Source organism: Neobacillus sp. OS1-2 (assembly GCF_030915505.1).
Classification (GTDB): Bacteria; Bacillota; Bacilli; order Bacillales; family Cytobacillaceae; genus Neobacillus.
The window spans coordinates 4,325,177-4,340,193 of record NZ_CP133265.1; the positions used below are offsets into that span (position 1 = coordinate 4,325,177).

The 15,017-nt window shown below is 38.2% G+C and carries 16 protein-coding genes and 1 pseudogene; all 17 read left to right on the forward strand.

All coding sequences use genetic code 11. The annotated features are described in order from the left end of the window. Positions 1–36: 36 nt before the first annotated feature. Positions 37–753, forward strand: coding sequence for a 3-hydroxy-5-phosphonooxypentane-2,4-dione thiolase (gene lsrF / locus RCG19_RS21535; RefSeq protein ID WP_308108838.1), 717 nt, complete (start codon positions 37–39; stop codon positions 751–753). 32 nt (positions 754–785) lie between these two features. Then, positions 786–914 carry a hypothetical protein gene (locus RCG19_RS21540; RefSeq protein ID WP_308108839.1) on the forward strand — a complete coding sequence of 43 codons (129 nt, stop codon included), beginning with the start codon at positions 786–788 and terminating at the stop codon, positions 912–914. 615 nt (positions 915–1,529) lie between these two features. Further along, complete coding sequence (gene ltrA / locus RCG19_RS21545; protein WP_308108840.1) at positions 1,530–2,444, forward strand: group II intron reverse transcriptase/maturase; 915 nt, start codon at positions 1,530–1,532, stop codon at positions 2,442–2,444. Next, positions 2,441–2,755, forward strand: coding sequence for a group II intron maturase-specific domain-containing protein (locus RCG19_RS21550; RefSeq protein ID WP_308108841.1), 315 nt, complete (start codon positions 2,441–2,443; stop codon positions 2,753–2,755). Before ltrA ends, RCG19_RS21550 begins: the two co-directional genes overlap by 4 nt. 374 nt (positions 2,756–3,129) lie before the next feature. Further along, a pseudogene (locus RCG19_RS23780) lies at positions 3,130–3,318 on the forward strand (helix-turn-helix domain-containing protein); the annotation flags it as partial. A gap of 78 nt (positions 3,319–3,396) precedes the next feature. Continuing rightward, complete coding sequence (locus RCG19_RS21555) at positions 3,397–3,918, forward strand: IclR family transcriptional regulator (RefSeq protein ID WP_308108842.1); 522 nt, start codon at positions 3,397–3,399, stop codon at positions 3,916–3,918. A gap of 277 nt (positions 3,919–4,195) precedes the next feature. After that, positions 4,196–5,218: a zinc-dependent alcohol dehydrogenase gene (locus RCG19_RS21560; protein WP_308111046.1), complete on the forward strand. Its 1,023-nt coding sequence runs from the start codon at positions 4,196–4,198 to the stop codon at positions 5,216–5,218. Between the two features lie 97 nt (positions 5,219–5,315). Then, a complete protein-coding gene (locus RCG19_RS21565) occupies positions 5,316–6,077 on the forward strand; it encodes an amidohydrolase family protein (RefSeq protein WP_308108843.1) in 762 nt (253 codons plus the stop codon). Next, the gene (locus RCG19_RS21570) at positions 6,077–6,871 is read left to right on the forward strand and encodes an amidohydrolase family protein (RefSeq protein ID WP_308108844.1); all 795 of its coding nucleotides are present in this window, start codon (positions 6,077–6,079) and stop codon (positions 6,869–6,871) included. Before RCG19_RS21565 ends, RCG19_RS21570 begins: the two co-directional genes overlap by 1 nt. Before the next feature lie 6 nt (positions 6,872–6,877). Then, positions 6,878–7,759 carry a branched-chain amino acid ABC transporter permease gene (locus RCG19_RS21575; protein WP_308108845.1) on the forward strand — a complete coding sequence of 294 codons (882 nt, stop codon included), beginning with the start codon at positions 6,878–6,880 and terminating at the stop codon, positions 7,757–7,759. Next, positions 7,756–8,754: a branched-chain amino acid ABC transporter permease gene (locus RCG19_RS21580; RefSeq protein WP_308108846.1), complete on the forward strand. Its 999-nt coding sequence runs from the start codon at positions 7,756–7,758 to the stop codon at positions 8,752–8,754. Before RCG19_RS21575 ends, RCG19_RS21580 begins: the two co-directional genes overlap by 4 nt. Further along, positions 8,741–9,457, forward strand: coding sequence for an ABC transporter ATP-binding protein (locus RCG19_RS21585; protein WP_308108847.1), 717 nt, complete (start codon positions 8,741–8,743; stop codon positions 9,455–9,457). Before RCG19_RS21580 ends, RCG19_RS21585 begins: the two co-directional genes overlap by 14 nt. After that, positions 9,450–10,154, forward strand: coding sequence for an ABC transporter ATP-binding protein (locus RCG19_RS21590; protein WP_308108848.1), 705 nt, complete (start codon positions 9,450–9,452; stop codon positions 10,152–10,154). Before RCG19_RS21585 ends, RCG19_RS21590 begins: the two co-directional genes overlap by 8 nt. Positions 10,155–10,179: 25 nt before the next feature. Beyond that, positions 10,180–11,463 carry an ABC transporter substrate-binding protein gene (locus tag RCG19_RS21595; protein WP_308108849.1) on the forward strand — a complete coding sequence of 428 codons (1,284 nt, stop codon included), beginning with the start codon at positions 10,180–10,182 and terminating at the stop codon, positions 11,461–11,463. A 328-nt stretch (positions 11,464–11,791) separates the two neighbouring features. After that, entirely contained in the window at positions 11,792–12,553 is a 762-nt protein-coding gene (locus RCG19_RS21600; protein WP_308108851.1) for an SDR family NAD(P)-dependent oxidoreductase, read from the forward strand. Positions 12,554–12,586: 33 nt separating this feature from the next. Then, entirely contained in the window at positions 12,587–13,564 is a 978-nt protein-coding gene (locus tag RCG19_RS21605) for an NAD(P)H-quinone oxidoreductase (RefSeq protein ID WP_308108852.1), read from the forward strand. Positions 13,565–13,576: 12 nt separating this feature from the next. Beyond that, on the forward strand, positions 13,577–15,013 hold the full coding sequence (locus RCG19_RS21610; RefSeq protein WP_308108853.1) for an aldehyde dehydrogenase family protein: 1,437 nt from the start codon (positions 13,577–13,579) through the stop codon (positions 15,011–15,013). Positions 15,014–15,017 lie beyond the last annotated feature (4 nt).

Genomic DNA, 15,017 nt, shown 5'->3' on the forward strand with positions numbered 1-15,017 from the left:
CGTGATTATGAATTTAGGAATTAAGGAGAGAGAGAAATGGCAGATAGTATTGGTAACAAAAATGCAAAAGATTTTTCTGAGAGTGTTCCTTTCGCAAACAATGGGAATTACCATGTGAAAGGGGCGAACAATTATGATTGGGGGATGAAGGATCGTTTATCCAGAATTTTTAACCCTTCCTCCGGAAAAACCGTCATGTTAGCGTTTGACCACGGGTATTTCATGGGACCTACTTCAGGACTAGAAAGATTAGATCTACTTATTCCTAAATTAGCCAATTATGCAGATTGTTTAATGGGTACGCGTGGTGCCATCCGAAGCAGCGTCCCACCAACCTTTAATAAGGCTATTGCATTACGGGCATCATCTGGTTCTAGTGTCCTCCAAGATGACCTAAGCCATGAATCCATGGTGGTAGACATTGAAGATGCCATTAAGATGAATGCCAGTGCCATCGCCATTCAAACATTTATTGGGGCGGATGGACAAAAAGAAACCATTGAAGAGTTAAACCGGGCAGTAAACTTTGGCTCAAGATACTCCATTCCAACTATGGGTGTTGTGGCTGTTGGCAAGGAAATGGAGCGGACCAATCAATTCTTCTTGTTAGCCACAAGGATGCTGGCCGAATTTGGAGCTCAAATCGTTAAAACCTATTACTGCGAGGATTTTGAAAAAGTAGCCTCTGCATGCCCTGTGCCACTAGTAGTTGCAGGGGGAGGAAGATTCCAGAAAAAGAGGCCCTTACGCTAGCCTACAACTCTATTCAGTGTGGGGCAGCTGGTGTGGATATGGGAAGGAATATTTTCCAATCCCAATACCCTGAAGAAATGATTCAAGCAATTGGTAAGGTTGTTCATGAAGGCTATACTGATCATGTGGCTTATGAGTTTTTCCAACATCTAACAAACTAATAATCTTGCAAAATGTATTTCGTTACTTGTATACAGTTAAAGTGCGAGCGCTGTAAGGTACCGTATTACCCAAGGGATAAAGACGTCAGTCTTTATCCTTTTAATTATGTGCGCCCGGCATGGGCGATAACTTGGTGGTGCAAGTCCACTACAGGCTTGGCAGTAGGAACTGTTAGCTAATGGCAAGGGTGTCCTCCGCGAGGAGGAATCTGAAGGAAGCCGGCGGCAAATTCTCGAACTGACGAACAGAAACTATATACAAGGCTGAATTGGGACGGATGAGTCTGCATAACAAGATAAAGTCCAATACTGCCCAAATCCCATACAGTAAATATAGCAGTTACATGAGAAGAAGGTTATCGCTCTTACCCGGGGAGGTCTCACGGACGAGCGAATTTGCTCGGTTGAAACAAGATTTATCGTGAGAAGTCAGCAGAGGTCATAGTAGTTTCCTTATGAAATGAAGGACTGAACAATCTTAAATCTTGGAAAACAAGGAGGTGTAGGCACCCCGCCTAATCGTAGAAAACATCAAGGTATAGACCAAAAGATGGCTACCTATGAAGAAATAGGTTGGAAACCGAAAGGTACATAGGAGTGCGTAGGGATGCCGACATGGATATGAAAGAACAAGATGGTATCAAATTAATCAACGAAGTTATCGCAAATGAAAACCTTTGGAAAGCATATGAAAAGGTGAAAAGTAACAAAGGAGCTCCCGGGGTTGATGGGATTACCGTATATCAATTGAAAACACATATGGAAAAGCACTTCCAACCTCTTAAACAGAAGCTTTTGGATGGGACTTACCAGCCCCAACCCGTTAGAAGGGTTGCCATTCCAAAATCAGACGGTTCCAAAAGATATTTGGGGATACCTTGTGTGTTGGATAGAGTGGTACAACAAGCTATCCTCCAAGTAATTGAACCAATAATAGACCCATACTTTTCTGACAATAGCTTTGGTTTTCGTAAAGGTAGGAATGCACACCAGGCAATTAAACTTGCCGAACAGCATTATCATGAAGGATACCGAGTAGTAGTGGACTGCGACTTAAGAAGCTACTTTGACACAATCCACCACCAAAAAGTTAGAGCATATTTGGAAGAGTTCATCTCGGATAAAACCGTTCTTAAATTGATTTGGAAATTCCTTCGCTCAGGCATTCTAGACAAAGATATCTATATTGAAACCACAGAGGGAGCACCGCAAGGTGGACCGTTATCCCCCATTTTAGCAAATGTCTATTTGAACAAATTAGACAGAAAACTAGAGGAGAGAGGACACCGTTTTATTAGATACGCAGATGACTTCGTCATCTATGTCAAAAGCAAACGAGCTGGAGAAAGGGTAATGAATAGTGTCACAAGCTATATCGAAAGTGACCTTGGACTAACCATTAACCAAAAGAAAAGTAAAGTCTGTGGGGCAACTTCGGCTACATTCCTTGGTTTCAATCTACAAAACCTCATGGGAAAGTCGGTTGCCGACCTAGCAAGTCGGCAAAACAACGATTTAAAGATAAATTGAGAAAGTCGACCAGTCGAAAACAACCGGGAACTTTCGAAGAAATCATCAAGAAGATAAACCAGTTAACCACTGGATGGATTAACTACTACGGTATAGCTCGTATGAAACAATTTATCATTAACATCCGGAAGTGGTTAAACCACCGACTTAGACAACTCATTTGGAAGCGATGGAAAAAGCCAAAGACCAAATACAGAATGCTTCGCAAATATGGAATCAGTCATGACGATGCCATGATATTAGCTAATTCCCGGAAGGGATATTGGCGCATATCCAAAAGTGAAATCCTACATCAAGCGATAAAAAAATAAAAACTCACAAAGTGGGGATTGAAAGACATTTCCCAACTTTATGAGCTTAGATAATTAAAAGATTGAACCGCCGTATACGGAACCGTACGTACGGTGGTGTGAGAGGCCGGGGATTAAAATTCCCCTCCTACTCTATTGGAAAATATAAAGATCTAAACCCTCAAATTTGATTTCCTTAAAAGACAATTCCTAAATTTTCGTAAAGTAAAATAGGTTCAATACTACTGCATTTATAATATGCTTCAGTTATGATAAGAATAATAGCGTTATTTTTTATATTAATACTAGTTGAACATTCCATTTGCTGAGTAAAATGTGTAGGAAAAATATCTATAGCATGGTAATATTTTGTAATAGACGTTTTTAATATTCGTTTGTATGAGGAGGTTATTGTTATTGATAACAGGGATAAATCAGTCATTCATTCAGTAGAAAAAGTCGATGTTATATTAAAATTATTTACAAAAAAACAAACAATGTTAACACTTCACGATATTCATCAACAAACAGGTTTTACTAAAACTACGGCTATGCGATTCTGCAATACACTATGTAATATTGGGTATTTAGAAAAGATCTTTATAGGTCAAATTCCGTATTACCGATTAGGGATTGAACTTTTTAGAATTGGAAATATGGTAATGAATACGATTAATATTCCTGAACGTGCGAAAAGATACCTCCAGGAAATCTCTAGTCAACTTGAGGATAGTTCTTATCTGTTTATTGAACGAAATAACAAAGCCTATTGTATTGAAGCGGTTAAAGGAAGCTATTTTATTCAGGATGCAACAACAAATATTGGGGATGTTCTACAACTAAATCAAGGCGGAGCACCACTTGCAATCCTAGCAAATATGGAAATGAGCAGACAATCAGAAATTTTTGATCTTTTAAACTTAAGCCCTAGCGAAATACAATATTTTTTTAAAAGGTTAGAGATTATCAGAAATAATGGCTATGCCTTTAGTAGTAATGAGGTTACCCTTGGAACGGCAGCAATAGGGGTTCCAATATTTAACCATGAGGGAATTGTGGTAGCTGCTTTAAGTGTTGGTGCAATTGAGGCAAGATTTAGTAATGAGCGATTACCAAAAATCGTGGAAGTTCTAAAAGATGCGGGGAATAAGTTATCCAATGAAATTGGATGGTTAAGTAAATAGATTATGACAAAAGCGCTAAGTTTAAACTTAGCGCTTTTGTCTATTTAGGGATGATTAAATGAGAAAACTATTTTAGTATTTTAAAATAATTTTAGTCAATTCAGAAAATTAAAAAAACATATTGACAACGTTTTCACCAGCGGTTATGATTTCTACATACCGTAATGTGTAATGTCATTCCGAATTGCGGAATCTATTGATTGTATGCTAGTACAAAATCTCTATATAAACGTAAGAAATTAATTTTGCTGTTTGGCTAGGAGGGGAATATGTAGTGATGAAAGGCGTTGTATTAAAAACCGGAAAGAATGTTGTATTAGATGATATTGATATTCCACAAATCGCAGAAAACGAGGTGCTAGCAAGAGTCAAGCGCGCGGGTATTTGTGGAACAGATTTAAAGCTATACACCGGAAATTATCACATTGATAATAAGGCACTTCCAGTTGTTATTGGTCATGAATTTATTGGTGAGGTTGTGGAAGTAGGAGAAAAGGTTACGAAAGTTTCAGTAGGGGACAGAATTGTTGCACAGCCGACATACAGTAGCTGCCAAGAATGCAGATACTGTCACAGTGGAGAGTTTAATCTTTGCACTACTCGGAAGCGGATTGGCTTTGATTATGATGGAGTATTTACTCAATTCGTCAAACTTAATGAACAACAAGTATATACCGTCCCTGATACTATTTCCGATGATGCTGGTGCATTGATTGAACCATTGACGGTAGCTGTAAGAGGTGTATATAAGGCTAATGTAAAACCTACAGATACAGTTGTCATTATTGGTCCAGGGACGATTGGATTGTTCACAGCCCTTGTAGCAAAACAATTTGGGGCAAGAGTAATCGTTTACGGAACTTTAGCTGATGCCGGACGCCTTGAAATCGCAGCTCGAATGGGAGTTGATATGGTAGACATGTCCGGTGATTTACTAGAAGTGCTTCGAAAGAAAAACCTTACAGTCGATACCGTGTTCGAATGTTCAGGTAATGTAAATGGGGTAAATTTAGGTCTCACCATCCTTCGGCCAAAAGGTCAATTTGTGCAAATTGGCACCTCGTCAAAAATGGTAAATATCTCCTTTATGGACATAGCATATAAAGAATTAAACGTAACGGGAAGCATCAGTGCGGTAAAAGAAGATTGGCATACTGCCATAAATCTAATGGAAAAGCTCCAATCTAAAGCACTCCTAATAGTAAAAAAATATTTGGATCTTAAGGATTTCGAAAAAGGATTTGAAGAATGCCTAAATAATGGGGGTCCCAAGATATTATTTACGCCCCATCCCAGATAACTCATTAAGCACAAAAAAACTACTACTCACCTAGTTATACATAAGGTTACCTAGATTTTTACAAAACTATTAAAGATTAGCAGAACGGAGGACATATATGATAATTGATGTTCACACCCATCTCTTGACCAATCCATTTTCTCAACGGGAAGTAGAAGATTTTTTAGATGGTGCAGATCGTTTTGGGATTGATAAGCTTTGTGTTGCAGCGTTAGGTCCTGGATGCTATTACCCTACAAAATTAATTCATGAACCGACTCAGGAACAATGTGCTTCCTTTAATGATGATTTGTATAAAATTATGAAATTGTACCCAGAAAGGATATGGGGATGGACCTATATTAATCCAGCATATCCTGGAGCGGTAGATGAAGTAAGACGAGGAATTGAAGAATATGGAATGATTGGTGTAAAAATGTGGACGGGGACAAGATGTAATGATCCTAGATTTTTCCCGGTTGTAGAAGCGGCTATTCAGTATAATGTTCCAATTTTACAACACACTTGGGATAAGGTAACCGGTTATTTTCCAAATGAATCAAGATCAATCGATGTAGCAGATCTTGCTGAAAGATATCCAGAGGTGAAAATTGTCATGGCACACAATGAGCGAGCTGTATTAAAGGTAAAACATTGTCCAAATGTTTTTATGGATACGGCGAGCCCTATTGCAGAACTGGGGATGATTGAAAAAGCGGTTGACCATATTGGTGCTAATCGCTTGGTTTTTGGATCAGATTGTATTGGAGTAGATTTTGCTTCCACCATTGGCAAAATAATAGGTTCGGATCTATCTGAAGAAGATAAGGCAAAAATACTGGGTGGAAACTTCCTACGAATTTTAGGGAGGGATCAATAATGAATAAAATTACTTACTTTGATTCCAATATCTATATTGGAAACTGGCCATTTCACCAACTTAGATACAATAATCTAGATGGCATTTTCCACTTAATGAAGAAGGTAAATATTGAAAAAGGAATCATCTCTAGTTTGGATAGTGTATTTTGTATTGATCGTGATCTTCCTGAAGTAAATCGAAAATTATATGAACAAGTAAGAGAACATCCAGAAAAATTACTGCCTTTCTATACAATCAATCCCAATGTATATGATTGTAGCGAATATATTGACCAATTAGTAAAGGAGTATAATTCATATGGTTTCCGTTTATATCCAACCTACCATGACTATTCTCTCCTCTCAAAAGCTGTTGATAGTGTAGCAGTGAAAGCAAGTGAATACAAGATTCCGATTTTTGTAACCTACCGATTTGAAGATGAACGAGTACATCATCCAAATGCTAAGGTTCCAACCGCGAATACAGAAGAACTTGCACAATTTTTTAATAAACATCCAGATACGACTTTTATTATGGGTGGCATGAGAATAACAGATGCAGAAGAACTATTTAATCTATTATCATACCCGAATGTGTATTTTGAACTTTCTTTCATCCAAACACCTTTTCGATCATTAGAATTGTTAATAGAAAAGGTAGGGGTCGATCGGGTTTTATTTGGTACAGGTCTTCCTTACTGGTATCCAGAATGTACAACGTTAAAATTAGAAACTTCAATTTTATCAGAAGAAAATATTAGAAAAATTGCTAGAGACAATTTACAAATGATAATAGATCAGAGAATGAGGTGAGATAACATGTTGATTCTTCAGTTACTTATTTCCGGAATATTATTAGGTGGAGTTTATATTTTAGCTAGTATTGGGTTAACACTCATTTTTGGAGTAGCGAAGGTAGTCAATTTTGCGCATGGAGAAATCCTCATGCTGGGGATGTACCTAACGTATTGGTTCTATACCTTATTTAATCTCGATCCAACCTTTTCTATTATTTTAATCGTACCTATATTCTTTTTAATTGGGACGTTAATGTATATGTTTGTTATTAGACCTTCCCTAAATGCACCAGAATTAACGCAGGTGTTTGCGACGCTAGGGTTATCAATCCTTTTGCAAAATTTAGCATTAACCCTTTGGGGGGCGGATTACCGAACAGTAAAAACATTCTACTCAGACACTGTTTTTACGTTAGGTCCTGATATTAGTATAAGTGTTTCTAGATTAGTAGCTTTTGTGACTTCCTTGATAATCTTAGCGATTCTAATCCTTTTTCTTAATAAAACGTACATTGGAAAAGCCATTCAAGCAGTATCACAAGATCGCTCAGCAGCCATGTTGATGGGAATTAGTGTAAAGAAAATTTATATGGTCGCAGTAGGAATAGGATGTGCATGTGCGGGATTGGCTGGAGCACTTCTTATTCCACAATATTATGCATTTCCAACAGCTGGTGTATCATTTATTCTGATATCTTTTGTTGTGGTCGTTCTAGGCGGCATTGGAAGCATCCCTGGAGCTATCGTCGGGGGAATATTGGTTGGCTTACTAGAATCGATTACAGGGCTTTTTGTTCCGGAATTAAAGGAAGCTTCTTATTTTATCTTCTTTATTATTATCCTAATAATTAGACCATATGGATTATTTGGCGTAAAAGGGTCAGAACAGGAGGGTGCTCGATGAAAACTAAAAATATGACTTTACTATTCATCCTTATAGCTGCGACCTTTTTGCTGCCATATATAACTACCAATGAATTTTACATTCATGTCTTAACAACGGTGTTTGTATATGCGGGTCTTGCAAGCAGTTGGAATATTCTTGGGGGTTACGCAGGCCAATTATCCCTAGGGCATACAGCCTTCTTTGGAATAGGAGCCTATACCTCAACATTACTCTATGTTTATTTAGGGGTTTCACCATGGATTGGGATGCTTGCTGGTGGACTATTAGCAGTACTTGTTAGTTTTCTCACGCTGTATCCAAGTTTTCGTCTTCGTGGGGTATTCTTCGCAATGGTAACGATTTCTATCGGGGAAGTCATTAGGATATTATTTGTATATTTTAGAAACAAAACAACCATTCCATATGGGGTAACCATTAACTATGAACCTTCTTTCTCAAATATGATCTTTGATGGTCCGACCGGTTACTTCAACCTTAGTTTAGTTTACCTTATTTTAATCATGGTTATTTCATGGAAAATAAAACATAGTCGTCTTGGGTTCTTTCTGAATGCATTAAAAGAAAATGATGATGCAGCCCAGGCGCTTGGAGTTCCAACGAGCAAATCTAAATTTTATGCCCTTGCCATCAGTGCGTTTTTTACAGCCATTGGTGGAACGATTATGATCCAAAATATTCTATATATTGAACCTGAAAGTGTTTTTGCTTCCACGATTTCTACCGAACTTGCCCTAATTTCTATCATTGGAGGAATTGGTACTGTAGCTGGACCTGTAATTGGAGCAGTAATTATTATTCCGTTGGGGGAATTATTAAGAGCATTGTTTAGTAGCTCTATTCAGGGCCTTCACCTTGTCATCTATGGTGTCCTATTAATGGTGGTAGTGTTAAAAAATCCAAATGGAATAATGGGATTCATTTCCTCTTTCAAGAATAAAAGAAAGAAAAAAATGGAAATGAAAAGTGAGGAGGTATCCAGTGTTAAAGGTTAATAATCTTGTTAAAAATTTTGGTGGCTTACAAGTCACAAAAAACGTTAGTTTTGAAGTGAAGGAAGGAGAAATTTTGGGGATTATTGGCCCAAATGGTGCGGGTAAGACCACCTTATTTAATCAAATTTTCGGATTTATTAAGCCCGATAGTGGATCAATCCAATTTAAAGGTCATTCGATTGAGAAAAGTTCTCCTAAGTATATTTGCAAGCTTGGGATTGGAAGGACATTTCAAGTCGCCCAACCCTTTCCCAATATGTCGGTTCTTGAGAATGTTATGGTCGGCAGCCTATTAAGGACGAAATCAATAAAGGTGGCTAGGGAAAAAGCAATGGAAGTGTTGGACTTTGTTCAACTCAATGTGGCTTATGATACTCCTTCATCGAACCTAACCATCTCTGACCGAAAAAGATTAGAGGTAGCAAAAGCTCTTGCAACAGAACCTGAGTTAATTCTATTGGATGAAGTGATGGCAGGTTTAAATCCAACAGGGGTAAAAGAGTTTATCAATCTCATTTTTGAATTAAAAAAACGGGGAACAAGCGTTTTAATTATTGAGCATATTATGGAAGCCATGATGACTTTATCCGATAGGATTCTTGTTCTGAACTATGGAGAAGAAATATTAACTGGAAAACCTGAAGAAGTTGCAAATAATCCAAAGGTTATTGAGGCCTACTTGGGGGATGAAATCCATGCTTGATGTAAGGAATATCGATGTGTTTTATGGGGATGTTCAGGTGCTCTTTGGCGTATCTTTACAGGTTAGGCCTAGTGAAATAGTGGCATTAGTTGGTGCCAATGCAGCTGGGAAATCAACCACGTTAAAAACCATTTCTGGTTTGTTAAAACCCAAAAATGGCGAAATATTTTTTCGTGATCAACCACTTCATAAGATGGAATCTGACAAAATTGTTGATTCAGGAATCATTCATGTTCCCGAAGGAAGGAGGTTATTTCCAAGATTATCGGTTGAAGCAAATTTAGAATTAGGATCGTTTTCAAAACGAGCAAGAGCAAAAGCACAAGAAAATTTGAAAAAAATGTATGAAATTTTCCCACGCTTATATGATCGGAAAGATCAATTAACAGGATCATTAAGTGGTGGGGAGCAACAGATGTGTGCCATTGCCAGAGGTCTGATGGCAATGCCAGAGGTTCTAATGCTTGATGAAACATCTTTAGGACTATCACCATTGTTAGTAAAACATACAATAAAGACCATTAAGGATATAAATGAACTAGGCACCACCATCCTTCTTATTGATCAAAATGTAAATTATGCATTACAAATCGCACATAGAGCGTATGTACTGGAAAATGGAAGAATGGTTATGCAGGGTGATGGAAACTCTTTATTAGAAGATCCGTATCTAAAAAAGGCCTATTTAGGTATTTAATGAAAGTTATTAAAGGGGGAGCTATATGAAAAAGAAGTTAAGTATTTTAGTACTTATATCAATTATGATCCTAGGATTATTTGGATGTTCAACCAGTTCAAGTTCTGACAGTAATTCGAAAGATGCTGCAAAAATTGGCGTCATTCTGCCACTCAGCGGTCCTCTTGCACAACTTGGTAATGACGTAATGCGTGGATTTGAGATTGCTAAGGATATCGCAAATGAAGAAGATGGTGTATTAGGGAAAAAAGTAGAATTTGCTGTGGCGGATGCCCCAGATTCTAATTCAGCCACTTCTTCTGCCAATCGATTGATTCAAAACGACAAGGTTAGTGTAATTGCAGGTTCTTATTCCAGTGCCATTTCGTTTGCTGCCAGTCAGGTAGCTGAAAGAAATAAGGTAGTTTATTGGGAACAAGGCGCCGTAGCAGATGATATTACCTCTCGTGGATTTAAATATTTATTTAGATTGATTTACCCAGCGTCAGATTTGGGAAGAGCTGCAGCTGACTACCTAGTGAAAGAAGTTAGCCCGAAATTGAACATGAAAAATGAAGATATTAAAGTTGCAATTGTCCACGAAGATTCTTCTTATGGAACCATGGTAGCAAAAGGTGCCACTGAAGTTGTGAACAAAGCAGGCATGAAATTAGTAGCTACAGAAGCATATAGCTATAAAACGAATGACCTTTCTTCTACTGTTTCTAAGTTAAAATCATTACAACCAGATGTGGTGATTGCTTGCCAATATACAGCTGACGGTATTTTATTTTGGCGTCAAGCAAAAGAGGCTGGGTTGAACCTAAAAGCCTTTATCGGCAATGGAGGAGCGCATAATATTCCTGATTTTGCAGCAGCGGTTGGAGACGAAGCAAATGGTATTTTTAATGCCGGTACTTCATCTAATTTTAATACGAATGGATTAAATGATGATGCGAAGAAACTGTATAAAGAGTTCCAAGATCGTTATGCATCAAAATATAAAGGAAAGACCCCTTCCGCGCATGCAGCAATGGGCTTTAATGCGATGTACCTATTATTGAAAGAAGTAATACCTGAAGCCGGTTCCTTAAAGCCAGAAAAGATTAGAGAAGCAGCATTAGCAATGGATAAGCCGATTGGATCAACAATTGTTGGCTGGGGCGTTAAATTTGATCCGAAGACTCAAAATAATACACTATCTTTTCCTATGATTGACCAGTGGCAAAAACAAAAAGTAGTAACTATTTTTCCGAAAGAGTTTGGATTAACAGATAAGGTAACTATTCCTCTACCTGAATGGGGTAACAGGGCAAATGTAGGGGAATAATAGAGTAGATGGTTCTTTTTAAGGATAAGTCACATTCAATAATATAAGTCCAAAAAACGATAGACTTAAAAGAACCTATTTTTGAATAAATTCTTTCAGAAATAGGTTCTTTATTATTTTTTTATTTACTCAATATTATTAACCGATCCTATGAATCTACTAAATGCGTTTGGGCAAATCCATATTTCGGGAGGAAGACAATTAATAAAATATTTCAAAAAATCCAAATAATAAATTGACACCGTTTTCATAAGGGAGTATTATTTGTACATACCGAAATGCGTAATTCAATTCCGCTATGCGGAATTAAAAGAGAGGGTGAATGTAAGTGGAGTCACACAAAAAAATTGCACTTGTCACAGGCGCTGCTCAAGGAATTGGCTTAGCAATTGCAGAACGCTTGGCCAAAGATGGGGCATTGGTAGTTTTGACAGATATGCTTTCTGATAAATTGGAACAGGAGACATATCGATTGAAAGAACAAGGATTACTAGCTGAATACATGGAATTGGATGTCAGCAATGAATCAAATGTTAAGAATGTTATTTCAACGATTAGCGATAGGTATGAGCGCCTAGATATTTTGGTTAATAATGCAGGAATATCACCTAAGGTAAATGGAGTAAGAACAAAAATTATTGATACTTCATTGGAAGAATGGAATAAAGTTTTGCAAGTAAACTTAACGGGTGCATTTTTGTGCACTCGTGAAGCATTACCCTTGATGATATCAAATAACTGGGGAAGGGTAGTAAACATGGCTTCCCAAGCAGCCAGAACTTTTAGTCGAGTGTCTGGAACGCACTATGCTGCAAGTAAAAGTGGATTAATTGCCTTTACTCGTAATCTAGCAGCTGAATATGGAACACACGGGATTACAGCTAACTGCATTGCACCAGGACGAATCATTACACCAATGGCAGCGGTAGTATCTCAAGAAAAAAATCTTGAGTTTGCAAAATTGTCGGCAGTTGGCAGGTTAGGTACTACTGGGGAAGTGGCAGCGGCTGTCTCATTCTTATGTTCTGAAGAAGCTGGCTATATCACTGGTTCAACATTAGATGTGAATGGCGGGACTTTCATGAACTAACAAAATATAGACAATGAAAGGGTGGAAGGAAAATTGAAGGCTATTCTTGTAGAAGATAAAAACCAAGACCTGTATATAGGTGATGTGAGAGATCCAATCCTAAAGGATGGGGAATTACTCGTAAAAGTGAAAGCAACCGCCATTAATCGTGCAGACATCTTGCAGCGAAAAGGCTTATATCCACCACCACCTGGTGCATCAACGATTATCGGGTTGGAGATGTCTGGTGTGGTAGAGAAAGTAGGGGGCGGGGTTAAAGGATGGAAAGAAGGGGATCGTATTCATGCCTTATTACCTGGTGGTGGATATGCTGAGAAGGTGGTTATTCCTGCAGATATGGGAATGAGAATACCTGATGGGCTTACTTTTGAAGAAGCAGCTGCCATTCCTGAAGCATTTCTGACAGCCTATTTAAACCTTATTGTATTGGGCAATTTGAAATCAGGTGAACATGTTCTTATACATGCTGGAGCTAGTGGTGTTGGGACAGCAGCAATTCAGATTGCTACGGAAATCGGAGCTACAAGCATTGTAACAGCTGGATCTTCGGAGAAATTGGACCGATGCTCCGCCCTAGGGGCAAACTTCACAGTTAACTATAAGGAGGATGATTTCTCAAACAAAGTTCATGATGTAACAAAAGGAAGCGGTGTTCAGGTAATTCTAGATTTTGTTGGTGCTTCCTATTGGGAATCAAATTTGCAGTCAATCGGGATTGATGGCAGATGGATATTTGTGGGATCCCTAGGTGGACGGGAACTAACAAATGCAAATTTAGGTCCATTTCTTCAAAAGAGGATAAACTTTATCGGTTCAACTCTTAGGTCTAGGAGCACACCCTTTAAGATTGAATTAACACGGAAGTTTGAGGAATTTTCAAAGGAAAGATTTAAAAATAGGAAACTAGCTCCCATTATTGATTGTGTTTACAACTGGCAAGATGTAGCTCTAGCCCATCAGTATATGGCTGAAAATCGGAATATCGGGAAAATAGTTTTGAAAGTAGAGTAAGGAGGAATTGCCATGATTGATAGTTTAACGAAAAAAAAATTACTGATTCAAGGACAATGGGTAGAAACACAGGAATATAAAAGTCTCATTTCACCCTATTCTGGTGAAATCATTGGTGAAATCCCAGTAGCCTCACATGAAGATCTAGAATTAGCCATCCAATCTGCTTACAAGGCAAAAAACATTATGGCAAAAATGCCTGCCCATCAACGTGCTATGATTCTTGAAAATCTAGTTACCTTATTAACAGAAAGGGCAGAAGAAGCATCTGAGATCATTGCTGTCGAAGCTGCGAAACCAATTGGAGCCGCTCGAATTGAGGTAACCCGGACGATTCAAACCTATAAATTTGCGGCTGAAGAAGCTAAGCGAATAAATGGAGAGACGATATCACTAGATGCTGCACCAGGAGGGGAAGGAAGGTTAGCCTATACAATACATGAACCAATAGGCGTAGTCGGTGCCATAACCCCTTTTAACTTTCCTATGAATCTAGTTGCTCATAAGCTTGGCCCAGCTATCGCTTCGGGAAATACTATTGTACTGAAACCAGCTTCTCAAACCCCTTTATCTGCATTTTTTATAGGAGAATTACTACAAAAGGCTGGACTACCTGATGGAGCACTAAATATTATAACTGGAAGTGGCAGTGTAATAGGAGACAAGATTGTAACAGATAAGCGTATTAATATGATTACTTTTACTGGAAGTCCTACTGTGGGAATTAATATTAGAAATAAAGCAGGTTTGAAGCGGGTTACCCTAGAACTCGGATCGAACTCAGCTGCAATTATTGATAAAGGTGTAGATATAAATAAAATTATTCAGCGATGTGTATCGGGAGCATTTTCATTTCAAGGTCAAGTATGTATTTCCCTCCAGCGGATATATGTGCATGAAGATGAATATGAAGCATTTCTATCTAAATTCGTCACCGAAACAAAAAAATTGAAATTAGGAGATCCAAGGGATTCCTCTACGGATGTATCAGCCCTCATCCATCCAAGCGAAACAGAACGGGTAATAGGATGGATCCAAGAGGCTAAATCACTTGGTGCAAAAGTAGTAACAGGTGGTTTGGTCGAAGGAGGCGTACTTCAGCCAACTGTTCTTGTTGAGGTCAACCCGGAATTAAAAGTCTCCTGTCAGGAGGTTTTTGGACCCGTGGTGATTATTGATAAGTTCAGTTCAATTGATCAGGCTATTGATAAGGTAAATGACTCACGTTTTGGTCTTCAAGCGGGAGTTTATACCGGGAATATCCATACTGCCCTTGATGCTGTCGATAAACTACATGTTGGCGGGGTTATGATCAATGATATCCCAACATTCAGAGTTGACCAAATGCCTTATGGTGGAGTGAAAGAAAGTGGAATGGGCCGTGAAGGGATAAAATATGCAATTGAAGAAATGACAGAACTTAAGCTGGTTGTATTGAATAGAAATTAATAAC

What these genes read in the sequence shown, in the direction of transcription:
- ltrA (WP_308108840.1), top strand. Translation starts at nt 1,530, where the DNA reads ATGGATATGAAAGAACAAGATGGTATCAAATTAATCAACGAAGTTATC.
- RCG19_RS21575 (WP_308108845.1), top strand. Translation starts at nt 6,878, where the DNA reads ATGTTGATTCTTCAGTTACTTATTTCCGGAATATTATTAGGTGGAGTT.
- lsrF (WP_308108838.1), top strand. Translation starts at nt 37, where the DNA reads ATGGCAGATAGTATTGGTAACAAAAATGCAAAAGATTTTTCTGAGAGT.
- RCG19_RS21610 (WP_308108853.1), top strand. Translation starts at nt 13,577, where the DNA reads ATGATTGATAGTTTAACGAAAAAAAAATTACTGATTCAAGGACAATGG.
- RCG19_RS21560 (WP_308111046.1), top strand. Translation starts at nt 4,196, where the DNA reads ATGAAAGGCGTTGTATTAAAAACCGGAAAGAATGTTGTATTAGATGAT.
- RCG19_RS21570 (WP_308108844.1), top strand. Translation starts at nt 6,077, where the DNA reads ATGAATAAAATTACTTACTTTGATTCCAATATCTATATTGGAAACTGG.
- RCG19_RS21595 (WP_308108849.1), top strand. Translation starts at nt 10,180, where the DNA reads ATGAAAAAGAAGTTAAGTATTTTAGTACTTATATCAATTATGATCCTA.
- RCG19_RS21580 (WP_308108846.1), top strand. Translation starts at nt 7,756, where the DNA reads ATGAAAACTAAAAATATGACTTTACTATTCATCCTTATAGCTGCGACC.
- RCG19_RS21590 (WP_308108848.1), top strand. Translation starts at nt 9,450, where the DNA reads ATGCTTGATGTAAGGAATATCGATGTGTTTTATGGGGATGTTCAGGTG.
- RCG19_RS21565 (WP_308108843.1), top strand. Translation starts at nt 5,316, where the DNA reads ATGATAATTGATGTTCACACCCATCTCTTGACCAATCCATTTTCTCAA.
- RCG19_RS21555 (WP_308108842.1), top strand. Translation starts at nt 3,397, where the DNA reads ATGAATACGATTAATATTCCTGAACGTGCGAAAAGATACCTCCAGGAA.